The sequence below is a fragment of the Micromonospora sp. NPDC023737 genome, from assembly GCF_040639715.1.
Taxonomy (GTDB): domain Bacteria; phylum Actinomycetota; class Actinomycetes; order Mycobacteriales; family Micromonosporaceae; genus Micromonospora.
In genome coordinates this window covers 151,930-170,409 of the sequence record NZ_JBFAAL010000009.1, presented here as the reverse complement: position 1 = coordinate 170,409, position 18,480 = coordinate 151,930, and the positions used below count along the sequence as shown (strand labels likewise).

General features: G+C 70.5%; 16 protein-coding genes. 9 read left to right on the top strand and 7 right to left on the bottom strand.

All coding sequences use genetic code 11. The features are described from left to right. Position 1: 1 nt before the first annotated feature. Positions 2–862, bottom strand: a complete 861-nt coding sequence (locus tag AB0F98_RS20415) for an NAD(P)H-binding protein (protein WP_357737504.1) — start codon at positions 860–862, stop codon at positions 2–4. A gap of 61 nt (positions 863–923) precedes the next feature. Between AB0F98_RS20415 and AB0F98_RS20410 the strand changes: the two genes are divergently transcribed. After that, positions 924–1,886 (top strand): YafY family protein, encoded by a 963-nt coding sequence (locus AB0F98_RS20410; protein WP_357737502.1) that lies wholly within the window; start codon positions 924–926, stop codon positions 1,884–1,886. A gap of 159 nt (positions 1,887–2,045) precedes the next feature. Further along, on the top strand, positions 2,046–2,951 hold the full coding sequence (locus AB0F98_RS20405) for a siderophore-interacting protein (RefSeq protein ID WP_357737500.1): 906 nt from the start codon (positions 2,046–2,048) through the stop codon (positions 2,949–2,951). A 93-nt stretch (positions 2,952–3,044) separates the two neighbouring features. On the opposite strand, the gene AB0F98_RS20400 is transcribed toward AB0F98_RS20405, so the two are convergent. The 3 genes from AB0F98_RS20400 to AB0F98_RS20390 all read right to left on the bottom strand — a co-directional run bounded on the left by AB0F98_RS20400 (position 3,045) and on the right by AB0F98_RS20390 (position 7,065). Then, positions 3,045–3,620, bottom strand: coding sequence for a DNA starvation/stationary phase protection protein (locus AB0F98_RS20400; RefSeq protein ID WP_357737498.1), 576 nt, complete (start codon positions 3,618–3,620; stop codon positions 3,045–3,047). Positions 3,621–3,740: 120 nt separating this feature from the next. Continuing rightward, complete coding sequence (locus AB0F98_RS20395; RefSeq protein WP_357737496.1) at positions 3,741–4,475, bottom strand: hypothetical protein; 735 nt, start codon at positions 4,473–4,475, stop codon at positions 3,741–3,743. A 151-nt stretch (positions 4,476–4,626) separates the two neighbouring features. Next, positions 4,627–7,065, bottom strand: coding sequence for a hypothetical protein (locus tag AB0F98_RS20390; protein ID WP_357737494.1), 2,439 nt, complete (start codon positions 7,063–7,065; stop codon positions 4,627–4,629). Between the two features lie 916 nt (positions 7,066–7,981). Here AB0F98_RS20390 and AB0F98_RS20385 point away from each other — a divergent pair. From AB0F98_RS20385 to AB0F98_RS20365, 5 genes are all read left to right on the top strand, one after another. Then, a complete protein-coding gene (locus AB0F98_RS20385) occupies positions 7,982–9,109 on the top strand; it encodes a low temperature requirement protein A (protein ID WP_357737492.1) in 1,128 nt (375 codons plus the stop codon). A gap of 94 nt (positions 9,110–9,203) precedes the next feature. Further along, positions 9,204–10,280 (top strand): NYN domain-containing protein, encoded by a 1,077-nt coding sequence (locus AB0F98_RS20380; protein ID WP_357737490.1) that lies wholly within the window; start codon positions 9,204–9,206, stop codon positions 10,278–10,280. A gap of 100 nt (positions 10,281–10,380) precedes the next feature. Further along, on the top strand, positions 10,381–10,956 hold the full coding sequence (locus tag AB0F98_RS20375; protein WP_357737488.1) for an RNA polymerase sigma factor: 576 nt from the start codon (positions 10,381–10,383) through the stop codon (positions 10,954–10,956). Then, a complete protein-coding gene (locus AB0F98_RS20370; RefSeq protein ID WP_357737486.1) occupies positions 10,949–11,668 on the top strand; it encodes a hypothetical protein in 720 nt (239 codons plus the stop codon). The genes AB0F98_RS20375 and AB0F98_RS20370 overlap by 8 nt, the downstream gene beginning before the upstream one ends. Positions 11,669–11,778: 110 nt before the next feature. Next, the gene (locus AB0F98_RS20365; protein ID WP_357737484.1) at positions 11,779–12,381 is read left to right on the top strand and encodes a hypothetical protein; all 603 of its coding nucleotides are present in this window, start codon (positions 11,779–11,781) and stop codon (positions 12,379–12,381) included. On the opposite strand, the gene AB0F98_RS20360 is transcribed toward AB0F98_RS20365, so the two are convergent. Next, the gene (locus AB0F98_RS20360) at positions 12,378–12,884 is read right to left on the bottom strand and encodes a VOC family protein (RefSeq protein WP_357737482.1); all 507 of its coding nucleotides are present in this window, start codon (positions 12,882–12,884) and stop codon (positions 12,378–12,380) included. The two genes, AB0F98_RS20365 and AB0F98_RS20360, sit on opposite strands and share 4 nt — an antisense overlap. 216 nt (positions 12,885–13,100) lie before the next feature. On the opposite strand from AB0F98_RS20360, the gene AB0F98_RS20355 reads away from it, so the two are divergent. Then, positions 13,101–14,339 carry a cytochrome P450 gene (locus AB0F98_RS20355; protein WP_357737479.1) on the top strand — a complete coding sequence of 413 codons (1,239 nt, stop codon included), beginning with the start codon at positions 13,101–13,103 and terminating at the stop codon, positions 14,337–14,339. Between the two features lie 61 nt (positions 14,340–14,400). On the opposite strand, the gene AB0F98_RS20350 is transcribed toward AB0F98_RS20355, so the two are convergent. After that, positions 14,401–15,441, bottom strand: a complete 1,041-nt coding sequence (locus AB0F98_RS20350) for a cation transporter (RefSeq protein ID WP_357737477.1) — start codon at positions 15,439–15,441, stop codon at positions 14,401–14,403. 469 nt (positions 15,442–15,910) lie between these two features. Between AB0F98_RS20350 and AB0F98_RS20345 the strand changes: the two genes are divergently transcribed. After that, positions 15,911–17,191: an OFA family MFS transporter gene (locus tag AB0F98_RS20345; RefSeq protein ID WP_357737475.1), complete on the top strand. Its 1,281-nt coding sequence runs from the start codon at positions 15,911–15,913 to the stop codon at positions 17,189–17,191. A 50-nt stretch (positions 17,192–17,241) separates the two neighbouring features. On the opposite strand, the gene AB0F98_RS20340 is transcribed toward AB0F98_RS20345, so the two are convergent. Then, positions 17,242–18,429 carry a sugar phosphate isomerase/epimerase gene (locus AB0F98_RS20340; protein ID WP_357737473.1) on the bottom strand — a complete coding sequence of 396 codons (1,188 nt, stop codon included), beginning with the start codon at positions 18,427–18,429 and terminating at the stop codon, positions 17,242–17,244. Positions 18,430–18,480 lie beyond the last annotated feature (51 nt).

Here is an 18,480-nt window from a genome sequence, read left to right as displayed (position 1 = left end):
GTCAGGCGGAGTGCGCCTCGGCCCACTCCCACCCGCTTCTCGGCGTACGCCCGGTGACGCGTTGAATCGTGTCGGTGATCGGTGCCGGCTGGTTAAGGTGAGCCGCCCAGGTGTCGAGGAGCAGGTCCGCCGGCGCGTGGGCAGCGATCGTTTTTCGGGCTGTGGCGACGTCGATCTCCTCGTACCGAAGCTGGCGGCCATGAACTCGGCCGATGAGTTCGATCTGCTCCCGGTGGGTCAGCGACTCCGGGCCGGTGACGTGGTACCGCCGGCCGCTGTGCCCGTTCCGGGTGAGCGCGGCGACGGCGATCGCCGCGAAATCAGCGGGGTGTATGGGGGAGCCGGCGGCGTCGGCGTAGGGGCCACGAACGACGTCGCCCACGGCGAGTTGGCCTGGGACGTCGAAGGCCCAGTGCAGGGCGTCGGCGGAGTTGATGTCCAAGCGAAGGAAGGTCCACCCCATCCCCGAGTTGACGATCGACTTTTCGATGTCGTGGTGCAGCGCGGCGATGCCGTTGGGTTGCAGTTCGGCGTCGTCATCGATCTCGGCGGTCGACTGGAAAACCACACGCTCGACGCCTGCCTCCTTCGCAGCGTCGACTGTCGTCTGTGCTCCAGGTCCGATGGCGAGCAGGAAAAGCCCGTCCACGCCCTTCATCGCGGCGGCGAGGCTCACCGGGTCGCTCACATCCCCGGCCACGACCTCGGCGCCGGCAGGAAGGCTCGCGCGTTGAGGCTCGCGCGTCAGCGCCCGTACGGGCACACCGATCGAGACCAGCTGCTCGACGATGGACCGACCGACCGGCGCAGTAGCCGCAGTCACCAGGACCATGGACTGCTCCGACATGTGTGTTCTCTGCATGGGCGGACTCTGACAGCTCTGTAGGAAGGGTTGGTTCCTATAAGGATGGGAAACTGCTGACATGTTGGAGACGTCCGCGCGGTTGCTTCAGGTGCTCACCCTCCTGCAGACCTCGCGCCGGTGGAACGGCACCGAGTTGGCGGAGCGGCTGAAGGTGAGCACCAGGACTGTGCGTAACGACGTGGAGCGGCTCAGAACGCTCGGTTATCCGGTGCACGCCACCTACGGCCGCGACGGCGGCTACCGACTCGGAGCGGGTGCGCACATGCCGCCACTGCTGCTCGACGACGAGGAGGCTGTGGCGGTCGCCGTCCGGCTCAGTACCGCCACGGGCTCTGTCGAGGGGATCGGGGAAGCAGCCTCCCGCGCCCTGGCGAAGCTCGAGCAGGTGCTGCCGGCGCGGCTGCGCCATCGCATCGCCGCGTTGCGCGACTACAGCGTTGCCGTCTCCGTCGTCGGCGGTGGTCAGCCCGTCCCGGCGGCGGTGGTGAGTGACATCGCGGCAGCGTGCCGGGACCGGCAGCGGATTCGGTTCGACTACCGCCGCCACGACTCCGCCGACATGCGACGGGAGACCGAGCCCCACCGCCTGGTGAGCTGGGGCAGACGCTGGTACCTGGTCGGGTGGGACGCCGTACGGGACGACTGGCGTACCTATCGTGTCGACCGGATGATCCTGCGGCCGCCTCATGGGCCGCGCTTCACTCCCCGCACGTTGCCGGACGCCGACATCGGTGCGTACGTTCTGCGGGGCGTCGGCGCGGCGTTGTGGCGACACTGCGCGACCGTCATCGTGCACCTTCCGGCCCAGACTGTCGTGGAACGGCTTCCCCCTGCGGTCGGGCCGGTCGAGGCGATCGACGAAGCGCGGTGCCGGGTACGGACGGGCTCGGACGATCTGGAGCAGCTGGCTGTCTGGTTCGGCCTTCTCGGCGCCGACTTCGAGGTCGTCGAGCCACCCGAACTCGTCGCGCACCTGCGGGTCCTCAGCGAGCGCTACCGACGCGCGGCTGGTGACGTCTGACGGGGCGGATCCAGGCTTCGTCGTTCGAGCCGGTGCCGGACGAGCGGAGGCGGGCTGACGACGATCGGCGGGGCGAATCGCGGATCTTCCTCTCCCGAGGGATGAAGGTTAGGCTACCCTAACCATCATCCGGCGCCCGTTCCGACCCAGAGAGGCACCATGACCGAGACCCTGCCCATCGCGCCCTGGCGCGTCTTCACCGTCGAGGTCCGGGCCGTGCAGCGGCTGAGCCCGTCGTTCGTGCGGGTCACGTTCACCGGCCCCGACCTCGACCGGTTCGCCGACAACGGCTGGGACCAGCGGATCAAGCTGGCGCTGCCGTTGCCCGGCCAGCACGGGGTGCGGCTGCCGGACGGTGCCGACTGGTACGCGCGATGGCGAGCCCTGCCCGAGGAGCAGCGCAACCCCATCCGCACCTACACCGTCCGGGCCGTCCGTCCGCACCTGGCCGAGGTCGACATCGACCTGGTCCTGCACGGCGACGGCGGCCCGGCCACCCGGTGGGCGCGGCGGGCCCGGCCGGGTGACGAGCTCGCCCTCGTCGGCCCGGACGCCGGCTACCCCGGTCACCACGGCGGCATCGAGTTCCAGTTGCCGTCCACCGGTCGACTGCTGCTCGCCGGGGACGAGACCGCCGCGCCGGCGATCGGCGCGATCCTGGAACGCCTCCCGCTCGACGCGTGCGGCCGGGCACTCATCGAGGTGCCGGAGGCCGCGGACGCGCTCCCGCTGGTGACGCCACCCGGTGTCGAGCTGACCTGGCTTCCGCGCGGCGCCGCCGCGTACGGCAGCCTTCTCGTCCCGGCCGTCACCGCGGCCACCGGCGACCTGATCACCGCCTCCGCCGAGCCCGCCACCGGCTTGGACGACGACGTCGACGTGGACACCGAGATCCTCTGGGAGGTGCCCGCCGAGGCACCCTCGTCGCCGCTGTACGCGTGGCTGGCGGGGGAGGCGGGCGTCATCCGGACGTTGCGCCGGCACCTGGTGGGGGAGCGGGGCCTCGACCGGCATGCGGTCGCGTTCATGGGCTACTGGCGGCTCGGGCGCGCCGACGTCGTGTGACGCGACCGGTGTCCTGCCGTCCGACCGGGGGGCACGGCCGGCGGCACGCCGCGTCCACTCCGGCCAGGGACACCCGGCCCGCCGGGCCGATGCTCAGGCGCGTACGGCCGGTGTGTCCACGAGGTGCTCGGCGATGAACCAGGCCTGCAACTCGTTGGTGCGGATCACGTTCGACACCAGCAGGTCGTTGCTCCCGTCGTCGCCGCCCTCGACGACCCGGGCTGCCGCGTCGTGCGCGTCCGTCAGGATCATCTCGTGTGCTTCGAGCAGGCGGGACAGCATCCCGGGAACCTCCTCGACACCGTCGGGCGGCCGCGGGATCCGGGTCAGCTCGGCGACGTGTCGCGGGTCGCCGACCGCGACACCGCCGAGGGTCTGCACCCGTTCGGCGAGCATGTCGACCAGTTCGAGCTGCTCGTCGGCGTGCTTGTCGAGCAGGAGATGCAGCTGGTAGAACGTGTGCCCCCGCATGAGCCAGTGGTACTTCTTGTACAACGCGTGCAGGATGCGGGTGTCGGCGAGGACACGGTTCAACCGCTCGCACGAGTACAACCGCGCCTCGTACGCGAGGGCGACCGGCAGCTGCCGGACACTACCGAAGGCCTGAATCTCCCGCCCGTGCTGATGCAGGCGGGGTTGGCTGTCCGCGGTGCTCGGCTCTCCTGTCACGTCGCCCCCTCGATGCTCGTCGGCTGCCCGTACTGCGCCTGCCCACACTCTCGTGGATCGGGCCGGGCCGAGGCAGGGCTCCCGCCCTGTCACACGTCCGAGCTACCCGGAGGCGCCGCGCTAGAGGTCCGCGCATCCCGTCTCGTCGGGCAGCAGCGGACGCGGCGCCACCTGCCACACCTGCCCCGCGCTGCTCCAGCGGGCGGCGGCGTCGGCGGTGGTGGCCGCCCGCCGCGCGGTGTCGAGGGCGGCGCCCCGGAGCACGAGGCAGCTGGAACCGGCCGACGTCGCGCCCAGCGGCTCGCCGGCCAGGGTCGGCAACGGCCACGGCCGGGCCGGTTCCGCGGGATCGGCCGGGGTGGCCACGATCGCGACGGCCGCCGGCTCGTACGGCACCGGCGGGCCGTCGGCGTGCCGGGCGAGGGCCGCCAGCAGCCGCGCGGCCGCCGGGTTGGTTCGGTCCAGCGTGATCCTGTGCGGCCCGCCGGCCGTACCGACGGTCACCTGGACGACAGGCCCGTCCGGGACGTTCGCCGCAGGTCGGTCGGGCAGCGCGGTGGCCGCACGGTACAGCTCGCGTACGCCCTCCGGCGCGACGGTGTCCTCGCGCAGCTGCGGCCACCCCTGCGAGGGCCCGTGAGGGACGCTGACCAGACGGCCGTCACCGAACAGGGAGTAGCGCGGGGGGACCGCGGCCATGCCACCGGGTGGCAGCATGCCGGGCAGCTCGCTCAGCCGCAGCACCAGCGTCGTCGCGCCCGCCGGTGGCGGTGACCCGCGGCCATCGCGGTCGCCGCAGCCCGCCACGGTCGGCAGCGCGGCGAGTACGGCCAGCAGGGCAAGCAGTCGGTGCATCTGTCCCCTCCCGCCTCGGGTCAACGCCGGTCCGACGCGACGGCGTGAGCACCGGTTCCGTGCAGTTCGGGACGGAGCGCGTACGGGTCCCGGACAGCGGGTCCGGGAGCGCCGCGACGGGCGCTCCCGGACCGGTCGGAGCTGCCAGGCCTCAGGACCGGCTGAGCGTGTAGTTCCCGGAGCCCGCCTTGTTGATCACCACCACGCCGTACCAGCCACTGAGGGTCGGGGTGTAGACGATCGTCTCGGTCGCGCCGGCGCCACCGCCCGTGGCGGCGGCCACCGCACCCGACCGGGGGCGGATCCAGGTGGCCGAGTTCGCGTCGCTGCCCATGAGGAACAGTTCGGCGTCCTGGCCGGCGTTGGTGGTCGCCACCGAGATGGTCACCGGCACCCCGGCGGTGAGGTACGCGTCCCGTACGGTGACCACGTTGTTCGTGCCCATCGTGATCGTGCTGCTGCCGGCGTTCAACACAGTGGTGCCCTGGGCCAGTTCGAGGCGGTAACCACCGCCGCCGGACCAGTTGGTGACCCGCGGGTAGTAGTCACCCAGCGCCCGACGGTTGGAGTCGATCGCCACGAAGTCGATGGCGGTGCCACCGGCGGCGCTGCCGCTCAGATAGGCGCCCTGCGGCCGATCGTCGTAGAGCTGCAGGTCCAGGTCACCGGAGTTGGGCTTGAGCGCGACGACCGACCAGTAGATCGACGTGGTCGAGTAGCCGAAGTTGTGCGGCGGCGTCGGCGTCGGCCGGGTGAGCGGGGCGTAGCTGCCCAGCGGGTCCCGGAACTGGTAGTCGATCGTGTTCTGGTAGACCGAGGCGAGTGCGCCGGAGTCGAACACGTTGAAACCGTCGGCGGTGCGGTGGGACCAGAAGTTCGCGAACGTCGTGGAATTGTGCAGCCGGGAGGTCGTCCAGATGTTCCACGGCCCCTCGCCGTACCGGTCCCAGGTCGCCTCGTTCGCCGAGTCGGTGATGTCGATCAGCGCGGCGGCGACCCGGCCCTCGGTGGTGTCGCCCTCGCCCCAACCGTTTCCCCAACTCGCGTTCTCCAGGTTGAGCGAGGCGCCGTTCGGCCACCGGAAGAACGGGTCGTTGTAGACGGTGGCCGGGAACCACTCAGCCCAACCCTCCGTCCAGGCGCAGCCGGCCGAACTGGCGCCGGTCACGCTGTGCGGGTTGCAGTTCGGCGCGGCGGGGAAGCTGTCGTTGTAGAGATCGTCCATCACCGCGTGGCCGATCTCGTGCACCACCGTGGTCGGCGCGTTCGGGTCGTCGGCGGCCAGGTGGACCTGGTTGCCGCCCAGGTCGTAGTACGTGCCGTCGGTCGAGTCCGGTGCCCAGTTGATGACCACCTGGCGGCAGCTCGCGTCGTCCTGGTCCCAGCACAGGTTGTTCGGCTTCGGGACCCACAACCACGCGTCGTTCGCGGAGTCGTAGGCGTGCAGGCCGCGCTGCAGCGCTCCGTCCCCGGCGGTGAGCGAACCGAGGTTCAGGATGCTGCCGGTGGGCACGTCGTTCGTCGTCCCGGTCTGGAACGTCAGCGGGTTGCCACCGCGCTGCACCCGCCACAGCGAGTTCGACGTGATGAAGCGAAGGTAGATGTCGGCGTTTCCACTGTCTGGGAAGCCCTCGACCTTCGAGTCGAAGCAGATGTCGTAGTTCCCGGCGCCGTCCGTCACGCCCGTGGCGAGCAGCGAGTCACCGAAGACGTCGTCGTCCCAGACCTGTACCTGCATGTTCATCTGGTTGTGCCAGGTGCCGTTCTGGTCCTGGAAGCTCCAGTTCCCGGCCACCCGGGTGTCGCACGGCGCCTGCGGGCCGATCACCTTGAGCCCCTTGGCCCGCGCCTCGGCCTGCGCCTCGCCCGTCACGCTCTGCACGCCGACGCTCTTCGGCGTCTGCCCGGACGGCCGCGGCGCCCGCTCCGCGGTGGGTACCCGCATGGTGGCGTTGTCGCCCGCCGGGACCGCGTGTCCGAGCCGGGACGCCCCCGGCTTCTCCGCGATGGTCAGGAAGACGTCGTCCTGTCCGGCCTGGACGTCCCTGCCGTACGGCGCGGTCGCTCGGGCCTGGATCTGCACCTGCCCCGCCTCGACCGCCCGGACCACACCGCTGAACGCGACACTGTCGCCGGCCCGCAGGGTGCGGGTCGTGGTCGCCACGGAGATGGCGCCGGCCCGCTCGGGCTGGACGCTGCTGCGTTTCTGCACGCCCAACTCGGCCGGCGCCCGCACCCACTCCAGTTCGGCCGGCAGGGCGACACTGATCTCGCTCGGCCCGATCTTCCCGGCGGCGCGTACGGCGACCCGCAGTGTCGCGGTCTCGCCCACCGCCGGCGTCCGGTCGAGCTTCGCCTCGACGCCGAGGCAGCTCAGGTGCTCGTCCTTCGCGCTCTTGCCGGCTGACGGCCGCAGGCCGCACTGCTCACCCTTCGCCAGCTGATAGGCCGGTGTGGTGCGCGCCTTCGCGTCCTCGTCCGGGTCCCCGGCGTACGCGGGACCGGTCCCTGCCGCGAGCGCCACCAGGAGACCCGGCACGAGCACGGCGAGCGCCGTTCTCGCGGGTCTGGTGGCCTTTCTACCGAGCATTGATGCTCCTCCCCCCCCACAGTGGGCCGTATTCGGCCCGGTGGACTGGACCGCGATTCGGGCCCGAGAAGAGCATCGGTATTCCGGGTCGCTCGGCAAAGCCTTTGACCGGTTAGTGACATGTAGACGGGGCTAAATTGACTGAGCGACACGAATGGGGAGATCGATCGGCCTGAAGGCTATGCGTTTCGTCCGATCATCCAATTCTGTGAGTGGTCCCGGGTGGATCGTGTCGGATGTCGTATCTCCGACAATGCGTCGTCGCATTGATGGCTGCCGCACGTAGTCGCTGCTCGCGGTGCCTCAGGTGGCGTGGCATGCGGGCTCCCGGCCCCGGATTGCCGTCGCTGGGATTCGCGCGGCACGGATTTCGCGACGCAACAGATCCTGCGCGGGAAGGTGAATGGGTCGCAGCTGCGAAAGTGAACGGAATTGACAGGAAGACGACGTGCGGGGAATTGCGTCCGTCGGGCGGCTTCAAGTCAAAGAGCCGCGGCGCTCCACTTTCGTCCATCCGCTTGATCGAGCACACGACGCCGGTGCTGGAGCCGTGGGAAAGGAGTCGGATGGCAACGGCGGCGTGGCCGGCTGTATCGCGTCACGATTCGGCCGGGCTCCGCCCCCAGGCAGGGGGTGGGGTCGCGGCTGTGGGACCGCTGACCGACCATGTCGAGCTGGGTGTGGGGTCGGTCCGGTTCGGTCGTGAGCCGCCGGAGGAGGTCCTGACCGACCTGCGACGGCGTCAACTGGCCACGGTGTGGGTGCGACGGCTCGTCGACCGGTGTACGTGCGGCTCCACCCGTTCGGGTGGTCTGCCGAGTCCCGACCTCGGCGTGGAGCCCGGAACGGTAGGACGCAGGTGGTGGGGGACGAACAGTCAGGCGGGCTACTCAGGGCGCCCCGGAACCGGCAGCCGGTGGGGCTCCTGGAGCTCTTCTTCGACCTGGCGTTCGTCTTCGCCTTCACCCAACTCTCCCGAAAGCTGATCTCGGAGCTGACCTGGACGGGGGCGTACCAGACGCTCGTACTGCTCCTCTCGGTATGGTGGGTCTGGAGCCTTACGGCGTGGCTGACGAACCGGTTGGACCCTCGCCGCCCCACCGTCCAGGCGGTCGTCCTGGGCACCATGATCGCCAGTATCGCGATGGCAGCCGTTCTGGCCGACGCCTTCGACGAGCGCAGCATCGTGTTCGCGAGCGTTTACGCCGTACTCCAGATCGCGATGGCGCTCTTCTTCGCCGTCGCCCTGCCCCAACCGGAAAGGCGCACCGGCTGGCGACTACTCATCTGGTCCACCGGCACCGGCGCGCTCTGGATCGCGGGCAGCGTCACCGGCGACGCCGCACGCGCCGTGCTCTGGACCCTCGCCGCGGCGATCAATTACGCAGCCTTCACCCTCCGGTTTCCCACCCCACGGCTCGGGCGGATAACCGCACCCGAGTGGCCCGTCGCCGCCGAGCACATGGCGGAGCGGCACCGCCAACTCTTCATCCTCGCCCTCGGCGAACTGATCCTCGTCACGGGACTCACCTTCACCCGGACGGACTTCACCGCCGACCGGACCGGCGCCTTCGCGGCCTCGATCCTCACCACCGTGCTCCTTTGGAGGATCTACGTTTTCCGCGCCGGAGAACTACTTTCCGAAGCCATCGACGTCGCCGCCGATCCGATACGGCTGGCCCGCCCCATGGCACTCGCCCACCTGACAATGGTGGCCGGCGTGGTCGTCACTGCGGTCGGCGACGAACTCGTCATCACCCAACCGTTCGGCCACAGCGACCCGGCGTGGGTCGCTGTCCTTGTCGGCGGACCCGCGCTGTTCATCGTGGGACGGGCCCTCCTGGAACACACGGTCTTCCGTCGGGTTTCGCCGGACCGACCGATCGCCCTGCTCACCCTGCTCGGGCTGGCGGCACCGCTGCTGCTCGCCCCACCGCTGCTGGCCGCTGTCGCCATCGCCGCGGTCCTCGCCGCCGTCGTCCTCTCCGATGCGTGGGACGCGCGAAAGCACCCGCCAGCCCCACCAGGAGACAGACGGTCGTAGCGGGACGAGTGCCGGGAAACTGCCTGACCGATAGGTGCTCAGAACCGACGGATTACACGATCAACGTTCAAAGGCGGCGCGCTAGGCTGCCTGCGTGGATCAAGAAGACCGGATTGCCCTGTTCCTCGACTACGAGAACCTCGCCCTGGGGTTCCGTGACCACCACCATGGCGGAATGGCGTTCGACTTCCGGCCAGTCGCCGACGCTCTCGCCGAGCGGGGACGCGTGGTGGTTCGCCGAGCGTACGCGGACTGGTCGTACTTCGACGAAGACCGGCGCATGCTCACCCGCAACCATGTCGAACTCATCGAGATACCGCAGCGGATGGGGGCCTCCCGCAAGAACGCCGCCGACATCAAGATGGCGGTCGACGCCGTGGAGTTGGCCTTCGAACGGGACTACATCTCGACCTTCGTGATCTGCACCGGCGACAGCGACTTCACGCCGCTGGTCCACAAGCTCCGCGAGCTCAACAAGCGCGTCGTCGGCGTCGGGGTGGAGAAGTCCACCTCGGCGCTGCTGCCTCCCGCCTGCGACGAGTTCCTCTTCTACGACCGCCTCGAGGGCGTCGAGATCCCACCCCCGCGGGCACGCCGTACCCCGGCCGGTGCCGCCACCCAGGAGACCCGGCAGGCGGTGCAGGCAGCCGAGCCCCAGCCTGCGGTCGAGGAGTCCGTACGTGACGTCGAGGCACTCGCCGCGCTGGTGGCGCAGACGGTCGCCGGCCTGCAAGGCAGCTCCGGCGGCGAGGTGACGGCCTCCCGGCTGAAGCGGACCCTGCTGCGGAAAGACCCGACGTTCAGCGAGTCCGACTACGGCTTCCGGACCTTCGGCGAACTCCTGCGTCACCTCGCCGCGCACAACGTCATCGACTTGGCCGAGGGGCCCGCGAAGGGCGACCCCGAGGTGTCCCTGCCCGAGCACGGCGACCGGGAGACGGCCTTCGGGCTGCTCCGATCAGTCGTCGCCGACGTGGCGGGCGAGGGCGGAGCGGTGGCCCTCTCCGGCCTGAAGGATCAGCTCCGCCGGGCCCGGCCCGACTTCAGCGAGAAGAAGCTCGGCTACCGCAGCTTCCTGCAGTTCTGCAAGGCGGCCGCCACGGCCGGCGCCGTTCACCTGTCGTGGAACCCCGACGCCGACGACTACCTGCTCACGCCGCGGACTCCCTGACGGCGCGCCGAGGGCACCGGTTCGGAGGCTCTCGGTACGGCCGGGGCCGAACGGAACGTTCTCCGAGTGGAACCGGTACGCCGTGGCCGGTGTCATGGGGGTGACCGAACCGGAGGTTCCACTGGACGACGACGAGTTCGTCAAGCGCGCGCAGCACGGTGACCTGGAGGCGTACGAACTCCTGGTCGCCCGGCACACCGCGTCCGCGTACCGGACGGCGGTCCTGCTCGGCGCCGGCTCCGACGCGGAGGACGTCGTCCAGGAGGCGTTCGTGAAGGGGTACCGCAAGCTGGCCCGCTACCGGGGAGAGGCGTCCTTCCGGTCATGGCTGCTGGCCATCGTGGCCAACGAGACCCGCAACCTGCACCGGTCCCGCACCCGGCGCGACGGCCTCGTCCTGCGGGCGGCCACCGCCGACCCGGACCCGGCTGTCGCGGGGGACAGCGCGGTCGGCGCCGTCCTCGCCGCTGAGCGTCGGACGATTCTGGTGGAGGCGCTCCGCCGGCTGCCCGCGAAGGACCGCGAGGTGATCGTCTGCCGGTTCTTCCTCGACCTCAACGAGGACGAGACGGTGACGATGCTCGGCTGGCCACGCGGCACGGTGAAGTCGCGGACGTCCCGGGCGCTCGCCAAGCTACGCGCCATGCTCGAGCTCCAGGAGGTCCGTCATGGATGACCTCGAGAGACAGTTGCGCGACCTGTCGCCGTGGCTGCACACACCGGAAACGCCCGACGTGACCGCCCGCGTACGCGCCCGGATCGCCGCGCCCGCGCCGCAGCCACGCCGATGGCGCTACTACCTCGCCGCGCTGCTGGTCGCGCTGCTCGTCGGGCTGCTGCCGCCGGGACGGGCCGCCCTCGCCGAAGCCGTGGCGGGGTTGCTACGGTTCGCTGGCGTCACCATCGCGACCGGGCCCGCGCCGGAGCCGCCCGCAGGTACCCCTTCGCCCCTGCCGTCCCAACGGTCCCTGCCTCTCGACGAGGCGCAGCGGGACGTCCGGTTCCCGCTGCGCGTACCGGCCGCACTGGGAGCGCCCGAGCAGGTGCTGGTGGCCGATCCGGACAGCACGGGCGCGTATCGGGTGGCGTCGCTGCTCTACCGAGGAGGCAGCCTGCGTCTCGACGCGTTCGACGGTCGGCTCGACGTCGTCTACCTGAAGCGGATGACCGGCCCGGGGACCGAGTGGGTACAGGTGAACGGGGCGTTCGCCGTCTGGGTCGCCGGCCCACACGAGCTCACCTATGTGGATCGTTCCGGTGTGACCCGGGTGGAGACCGCGCGGCTGGCTGCCTCGACCCTGATCTGGGAGGAGGCCGGTGTGACGTACCGGCTTGAAAGTGATCTTCCCAAGGCGGAGGCCGTCCGGATCGCCGCCTCGGTGTGGTAGCGGCGTGCATCCGATGTGGACGTCGATGCGGTGTACGGAACCTGGGGCACTCGACCGGTGTCCGATCAGTGGCGGGCAACTGCCGAGCCGGCGTTCAACGGGAGGGCGAGATGGGTGCGAGGCGAAGGTTCCTGCTTGCGGCGTCGGTGATTCTGCTGGCCGGCTGCACCACGACGACCGGACCGACCGGGCCCACGTCCGTACCGGCCTCGACCGCGGCCGGTGGTGTCGGGACCGGCTGTGACTCGCGGGTCGAGACCGGGTCCCTGCCCGAGTGGGCGCGCGCCGGGTTCAGCGGAGACGCCCGGATAGCCCACGTCATGGGCGACAACGGTGACATCGTCGCGGCGCTGTTCGGTCATCCGCTGCGGGTGGACCGGAAGGACGGATCGAGCAACAAGATTCTCTGGGTCTCCCGTCATGCCGTCAACTCGCCTGATCCGACGGTGTCACCCGACCTGCGGATCACCGCCAGCTTGGACGGCACCGACACCCGGGTGACCCGGGAGGTCGCCGGCGGTCCAGGTCCATCGATCATCGATCTCCCGCAGGCGGGCTGCTGGCGGTTCGAGCTGCGATGGTCGGGGCACACCGACACGATGGATCTGGTGTACGCGGAGAGTGGCCCAACGCCGCGGATGCCCCGGTCGACGGCCGCGACCGGGACATCCGCGATGGTGGCGCCACGTTTACCGGCGCCGACGGATCGCTAAGGCCGCGCGAATCCACCCTTCGGCGCGATGAGTTCCAGGTTCGTGCCGTCAGGATCGTTGAAGTACGCGACCTCCGTCCCGTGCGCCTCCGCCGGATAAACCTCGCCCTCGACGAACGTGTAGGGCTCGCCGAGGAAGTCGAACCCGGCGTCGCGCATGCGATCGTGGACGGCACGTACGTCGTCGACCTTGAAGCAGAGGTGCATCGAGCCGGGGCGGTTGGCGGCCGGTTCCGACGGGTCGCCGATCGGATCCTGGAACTGGATGAGGTCGATGCCGAGGTTGTCCAGGTTGAACGTGGCGTACCGGAGCTTCGTGGTGGCCAGCCCCTGGGACTGGGCGAACCCCGGCCCGTGCATGTTCTCGTCCCGGACCACCGGTTCCACGCCGAGGAGGGCCTGGTAGAACGCGACCGACCGGTCGAGATCGCTGACCGCGATCCCTACGTGGGCGGCCTCCCGGAGGCCGATGGAGACGTTCGAGGGGATGGGCGCGGTAGTCACTTCGAATCTCCTCAGGAACTTTCCGTCGTGGCTGATCTTTGCTGCGTCTCGGGTTGTACCCGGCAAGTCGCGGCCCATGCGCACATTCCCTGACAACCCGCGAGCATCGGTATGCGTCGATCGGGCGTTCGGTCGGTTGATGCGGTCTACCCGGCGGAGGTGACGTCATGTGATTGATTGATTGCCATGCGTGTTCTCGGATGACAATGTGCGGCCATGAGCGCCTCCGGCCGCGAACTCGACGTCCAGCTGTTGCACCCCTTCCACGGCGACGCGGACGGTGTCACCCGGCCGCCCGGCCCGGACAAGCACCCCGACTACGCCCGGTTCGCCGCCACCGGCTCGGGGGTGGTGCCGGTGGTCCGCCAGGTCGCCGGTGAGCTGGTCCCGGCCCTGCTGATCTGCCGGTACGCCGACGTGCGGGAGGTGCTGCGCAGGCAGGACGTGTTCTCGCGGGCCGCCGCCGTGCCCACCGACCAGATCGACGTGACCGGAACGGTGCTCGGCATGGACGGCGCGGAGCACGCGCGGGTACGCGGCACCGTCAAGGAGGCCTTCACCAGATCCGAGGTGGCCCGACGCGCTGCCGTGGTGCGGGCCTCGGCCGAGGCGCACCTGGCCGCGATGACCGCCCGTGAGCGGCCGGCCGACCTGGTCCGGGACTTCGCCGTGCCGCTGGCTCTGGACGTGATCTGCGACCTGCTCGGACTGCCGCACGAGGACCGGCTCCAGTTCCGGCGGTGGGGCGACATGTTCCTCGGCGCCGGCGACCTCAGCCGCGACGACGCCGCCCGGTCGGCCGCCGAGATGGGCGGCTACCTGTGGGAGCAGCTCGAGCGCCGGCGGGGCTGCCCCGCCCACGACCTGTTGGGCAGGATCGCGGCCAACGCGGCGGACCAGCCGATGGATGTGCAGATCAAGCTGCCGATCTCGCTGGTGGTGGGCGGCTGGGAGACCACCGCGAGTTCGATCGCCACCTTCGTGTACGTGCTGCAGAGCCGCCCCTACCGGGACGGCCGGACCGGCTGGGAGCATCTGCTCGACCACCCGGGACAGGTGGACTCCGCCGTGACCGAGCTGGAGCGGCTCCACTCCACGGCCGTCGGCGACGACATGCCGCGTCGGGTGATGACCGACGTGCGGTTGCCCAGCGGCGCGCGGTTGGCCGAAGGTGATCTCGTCATTCCGTCGCACGACGCCGCGAACCGCGATCCACGGGTCTTCCCCGACCCGGAACGGATGGACTTCGATCGCGATCCGAACCCGCACCTGTCCTTCGGCTATGGCCCGCACTACTGTCTCGGGGCACACCTGGGCGCGCTGGAGGTGCGCACCGCCCTCGCGCTGCTGCTGACCGAGCTGCCCCGGCTTCGGCTCGCGGTGCCGCCCGGCGAGGTGCCGTGGAAGGCCGGGCACGCGATCCTCGGTCCGGCGGAACTGCCGGTGACCTGGTGACCGCGCGCCGCACCGCTGTCGGTGCGGCGGCGTGGGCTCGACCGTGCCGGGGAGCCGACCGTCAGAGAGCGAGCAGGATGGTCATGCCGGCGTAGGTGGCCAGCAGCAGGACGCCTTCGAAGCCCAGGCGACCCCACCCGCAGGTCTGCCGGATGAGCAGACCGCCGAGCAGGGTCGCGGTCATGAACAGGCTGATGGTGGTGGCGAGCAGCTCCTCGGGGCCCGCGCTGTGGTAGATCGATCCCCCCCGGTAGGCGAGGTCACCGGCGACGAGGGTCAGCACGTCGAGGATGTTCCCGCCGAGCACGGCCGCGATCGCCAGGGTCACCGCGCCCCGACGTACCGCGGCGACGGCGGTGACGGTCTCCGGCAACGCGTTCACCACGCCCATCAGCACGCCGCCGACGAACCCGGAGCTGAGTCCCGTCACGTTCACGATGCTCTCGGCGGCGAGCGCGACCAGCCAGCCGCCCGCGGCGACGAGCATTCCGATGACCGCGAAACGGGTCCACAGCCAACGGGGCGAGTGACGGTTCAGGGGATTCTCGTTGTGCGGCACGTCGGGTCGGGTCTCGGAGGTGGCGATCGCCTGCCACATGGGTGCCGCGCCGGCGCGTCGGATGAGGACGAGCCCACCGACGTACGCGGCGACGATGACGGCTGACATCGGGTCGACGCCCGCGACGGTGGCCTCCGGCACGTAGCTGGCCAGCAGGGCGAGGGAGAGCAACGCGATGAGCAGGCAGCCCGAGAGCAGGTTCGAGAGGGAGGCGGCCGCGTGTTCGAGGTTGGCGCGGCGGTGGAACGCGTCGGCCACGGCGACGGCGGTGGTCTGGGCGGCGATACCACCTACGGCGTTGCTGTAGCCGAGACCGGCCTCCCCGCTCGCCGCGGCGACGATCGTCATGATGATGCCGGACAGCCCCGTGACGATGCCGAAGAACACCACGCCGAAGAGTGCCTCGCCCCAGCCGGTCCGGTCGGCGAGAGCGTCACCGAGGCCGGCCAGGCGGATGCTGCCCGCGACCGTGATCGCCCCGGCGAGGAGGAACACCGCGGCGCTGAACGGCAGCGGCCAAGGTAGGGCGGTCGGGTCCGGCACCGGCAGGTTCTTCCCCGAAACGCGGCGCTGATACCCCGATGTTTCCGATGTCCGGCTGTGCCCGCGATGTAAGGGGAGCTGGGTGCCGTACGCGGCCGGTCGACTGCCACTGCGGTCATCGTTCTGCGCCTGACGGACAAATCATCTATTGTCAGACTTGCTCACGTTCATACGTCATGCCGTACCCGGTCCGCGCACCCGGACCGACGGCAGGCCGGCCGATCGGACCGCGCCGCCGCCGACCGGCGGCGCGTCGGCCGACCGCCTGCCCCGACGTCACCGCAGTGGTGACTGCGGCCCGCCCCGCCGGTGCCCGAGGCCGGCGGATCGGACCCAGGTCGGAGCCGACGCCGGGGCGACCGGACAACGTGCTCGTCAGGGGCCGATCGACAGGCGCCGCGAGCCGGAGACATGAGCGACGGCACATCGAGCCGTCAGCCCATGAGCCGACACACGGGGGAGATCGGTCATGGCCCACTCGAGTCCACAGAGCGTCCGACCGACGGGAGGCCGCTGGGGCCTCGTCGTCGCCGCGGTGCTCGTCCAGCTCGCGCTCGGCGCGGTGTACGCGTGGAGCGTGTTCAACCAGCCGCTGCAGGAGCAGTTCGGCTGGAGCAAGACGCAGGTGGTGCTTCCGTTCACCGTGGCGATCGGCACGATCTTCATCGGCAGCCTGATCGGCGGACGCATCCAGGACCGGCGCGGACCGCGACCGGTCGCCCTGGGCGGCGGCATCCTCTACGGGGTCGGGAACATCCTGGCCTCGCTCACGTCCTCCAGCGACCAGCTCTGGCTGCTCATCGTCACCTACGGTGTGGTGGGCGGAATCGGCCTCGGCGCCGTCTACATCACGCCGATCGCGATGCTCTCGAAGTGGTTCCCGGACCGGCGTGGCCTGATCACCGGCATCGCCGTGGCCGGGTTCGGCTTCGGCGCCGTGATCGTCGCGCCGGTGGCGAAGGCGCTGCTGAGCGGCACGGACGACAAGCCGAGCGTGTTCCTGCCGCTGGGCATCGCGTACCTGATCGCGGTCCTGCTCGGTGCGTCCACCTTCCGGAACCCACCCGCGGGCTACCACGTTCCCGGTTTCACGCCGAAGACCGGCGGCCGGGCCGTCGCCGGCACCCGGGTCTACACCCTGGGCGAGGCGCTCCGTACGCGGCAGTGGTACCTGCTGACCGCGATCCTCACCCTCAACGTCACCTGCGGTATCGCGCTGATCTCGCAGGCGTCCGACGCGGCGCAGACGATCGCCGGGGTGAGCGCCGCGACCGCCGCCACCCTGGTCGGCATCCTCGGCCTGTTCAACGGCGCAGGCCGGGTGTTCTGGGCCTGGTTGTCGGACCGCATCGGGCGGATGACGGCGTTCATCGGGATGCTGGTCTTGCAGGCGATCTGCTTCTTCATCCTGCCGCACGCGGCCGCGTTCGCCGTGTTCGCGGTCCTCGCCGCGGTGGTCTACCTCGCGTACGGCGGCGGCTTCGGCACGATGCCCGCGACCGCGGCGGACTACTTCGGCACCCCGAACGCGGGCGCGGTGTACGGAGCGATGATCGTCGCCTGGAGCATCGGCGGGGTGGTCGGTCCGCTGATCACGTCCGCGCTCTTCGAGGCGAGCGGCGGCAACTACACGCTGCCGTTCACAGTCATCGCGATCATCGCGCTCGTCGCCCTGGTGCTGCCGCCCATCACCAAGCTGCCGACCGCGCCGAGCGGTCCACGCCCGCACAACGAGGTCACCGGCCCCTGAGGGCCCGACGCCGTGCCGGCCCGTGGCGACGCCACGGGCCGGCACGGCCGTCAGTAGCGCAGGGCGCGCAGGTTGGCGTAGCTGTCGCAGGCCGACGAGACGCCGTCCGGCCGCGGGTTGTCGTTCTCGGTCAGGTAGTACTCGACTCCGGCCACGGCGCTGTGGGCGAAGATGCGGGTGAAGTCGATGGTCCCCTCGCCCACGTCGGCGAACGACCCGTCGGCGGCCATGTCCTTGACATGGAACAGCGCGAACCGGCCCGGGTACTGCTGGATCAGCCGCACCGGATCCGCGCCGACGCTGGACGCCCAGTACAGGTCCAGCTCCATCGCCACCAGGTTCGGATCGGTCTCCCGCACCAGCACGTCGTAGCCGCGTACGCCGTCCTGCTCGGTGAACTCGAACCCGTGGTTGTGGTACGCCACGGTGATGCCCGCCTGCTTGAGCCGGGCGCCGACGGTGTTGAGTGTCGCCGCGACGCGCGAGTAGTCGTCGAGGCCCCACGATCCCGAGCCCGAGATCCGGACGTACTTCGCGCCGAACGCCTGGGCGTCGGCGATGACGCCGTCGAGATCGTTCTCGAGGTCGCCGAGGCCGACACCGATCGACGGCACGGTGAGACCGGCACCGCTCACCAGCGGCGCGAGCTGGGCGGCCGTCCGGCCGTAGAAGTTGTTCACCCCGCCGGAGGGCTCGGCGTTGCGATAGCCGCAGCCGGCAAGCGCAGCCAGGGTGGCCTCCGGCGCGGCCGGCATGGTGGCTCGCACCGTGTAGAGAACGAGGCCGATCCGCCGGTCGGGCACGGCGCGGGTCCCGGTGACCAGCTGTCGTTTGCCGACGTCGGAGAGGGCGGCGGCCAGCAGGATGCGTACCTGTTCCGCCGACGTGATGACGCCGGCTGCCCTGATCGAGCTGGTACGGCGGGTGACCGCCAGCAGGAAGCTGCCGTGGCTGGTGAAGGGCGCCTCGGCCCAGATGGCATCCATGATCGTGCAGCCGTCACCGAGGTCGCGGTTCGGTACGCCGGAGTCGGCCCGGCCCTGTCCGAAGAAGACCGTGGCCGAGGAGGTGTAGCCCCACGGGCAGGCGTCGATCTCCTCCTGGATGCCGGAGGTACGCGCACCGGCGGCGCTCGCCACCGCAGGTGGCGCGAACGGCAGGATCGCCGCCGCGATCGACGCGGCGAGCAGGGTTCGTACGAGTCGGGTTCGAAACGGGCGGGCGGTGGTTCGATCCATGCTCTCTCTCCCCGGATGTGGAGTCGGCAGGGCGGACGGCCGGGACGCCGG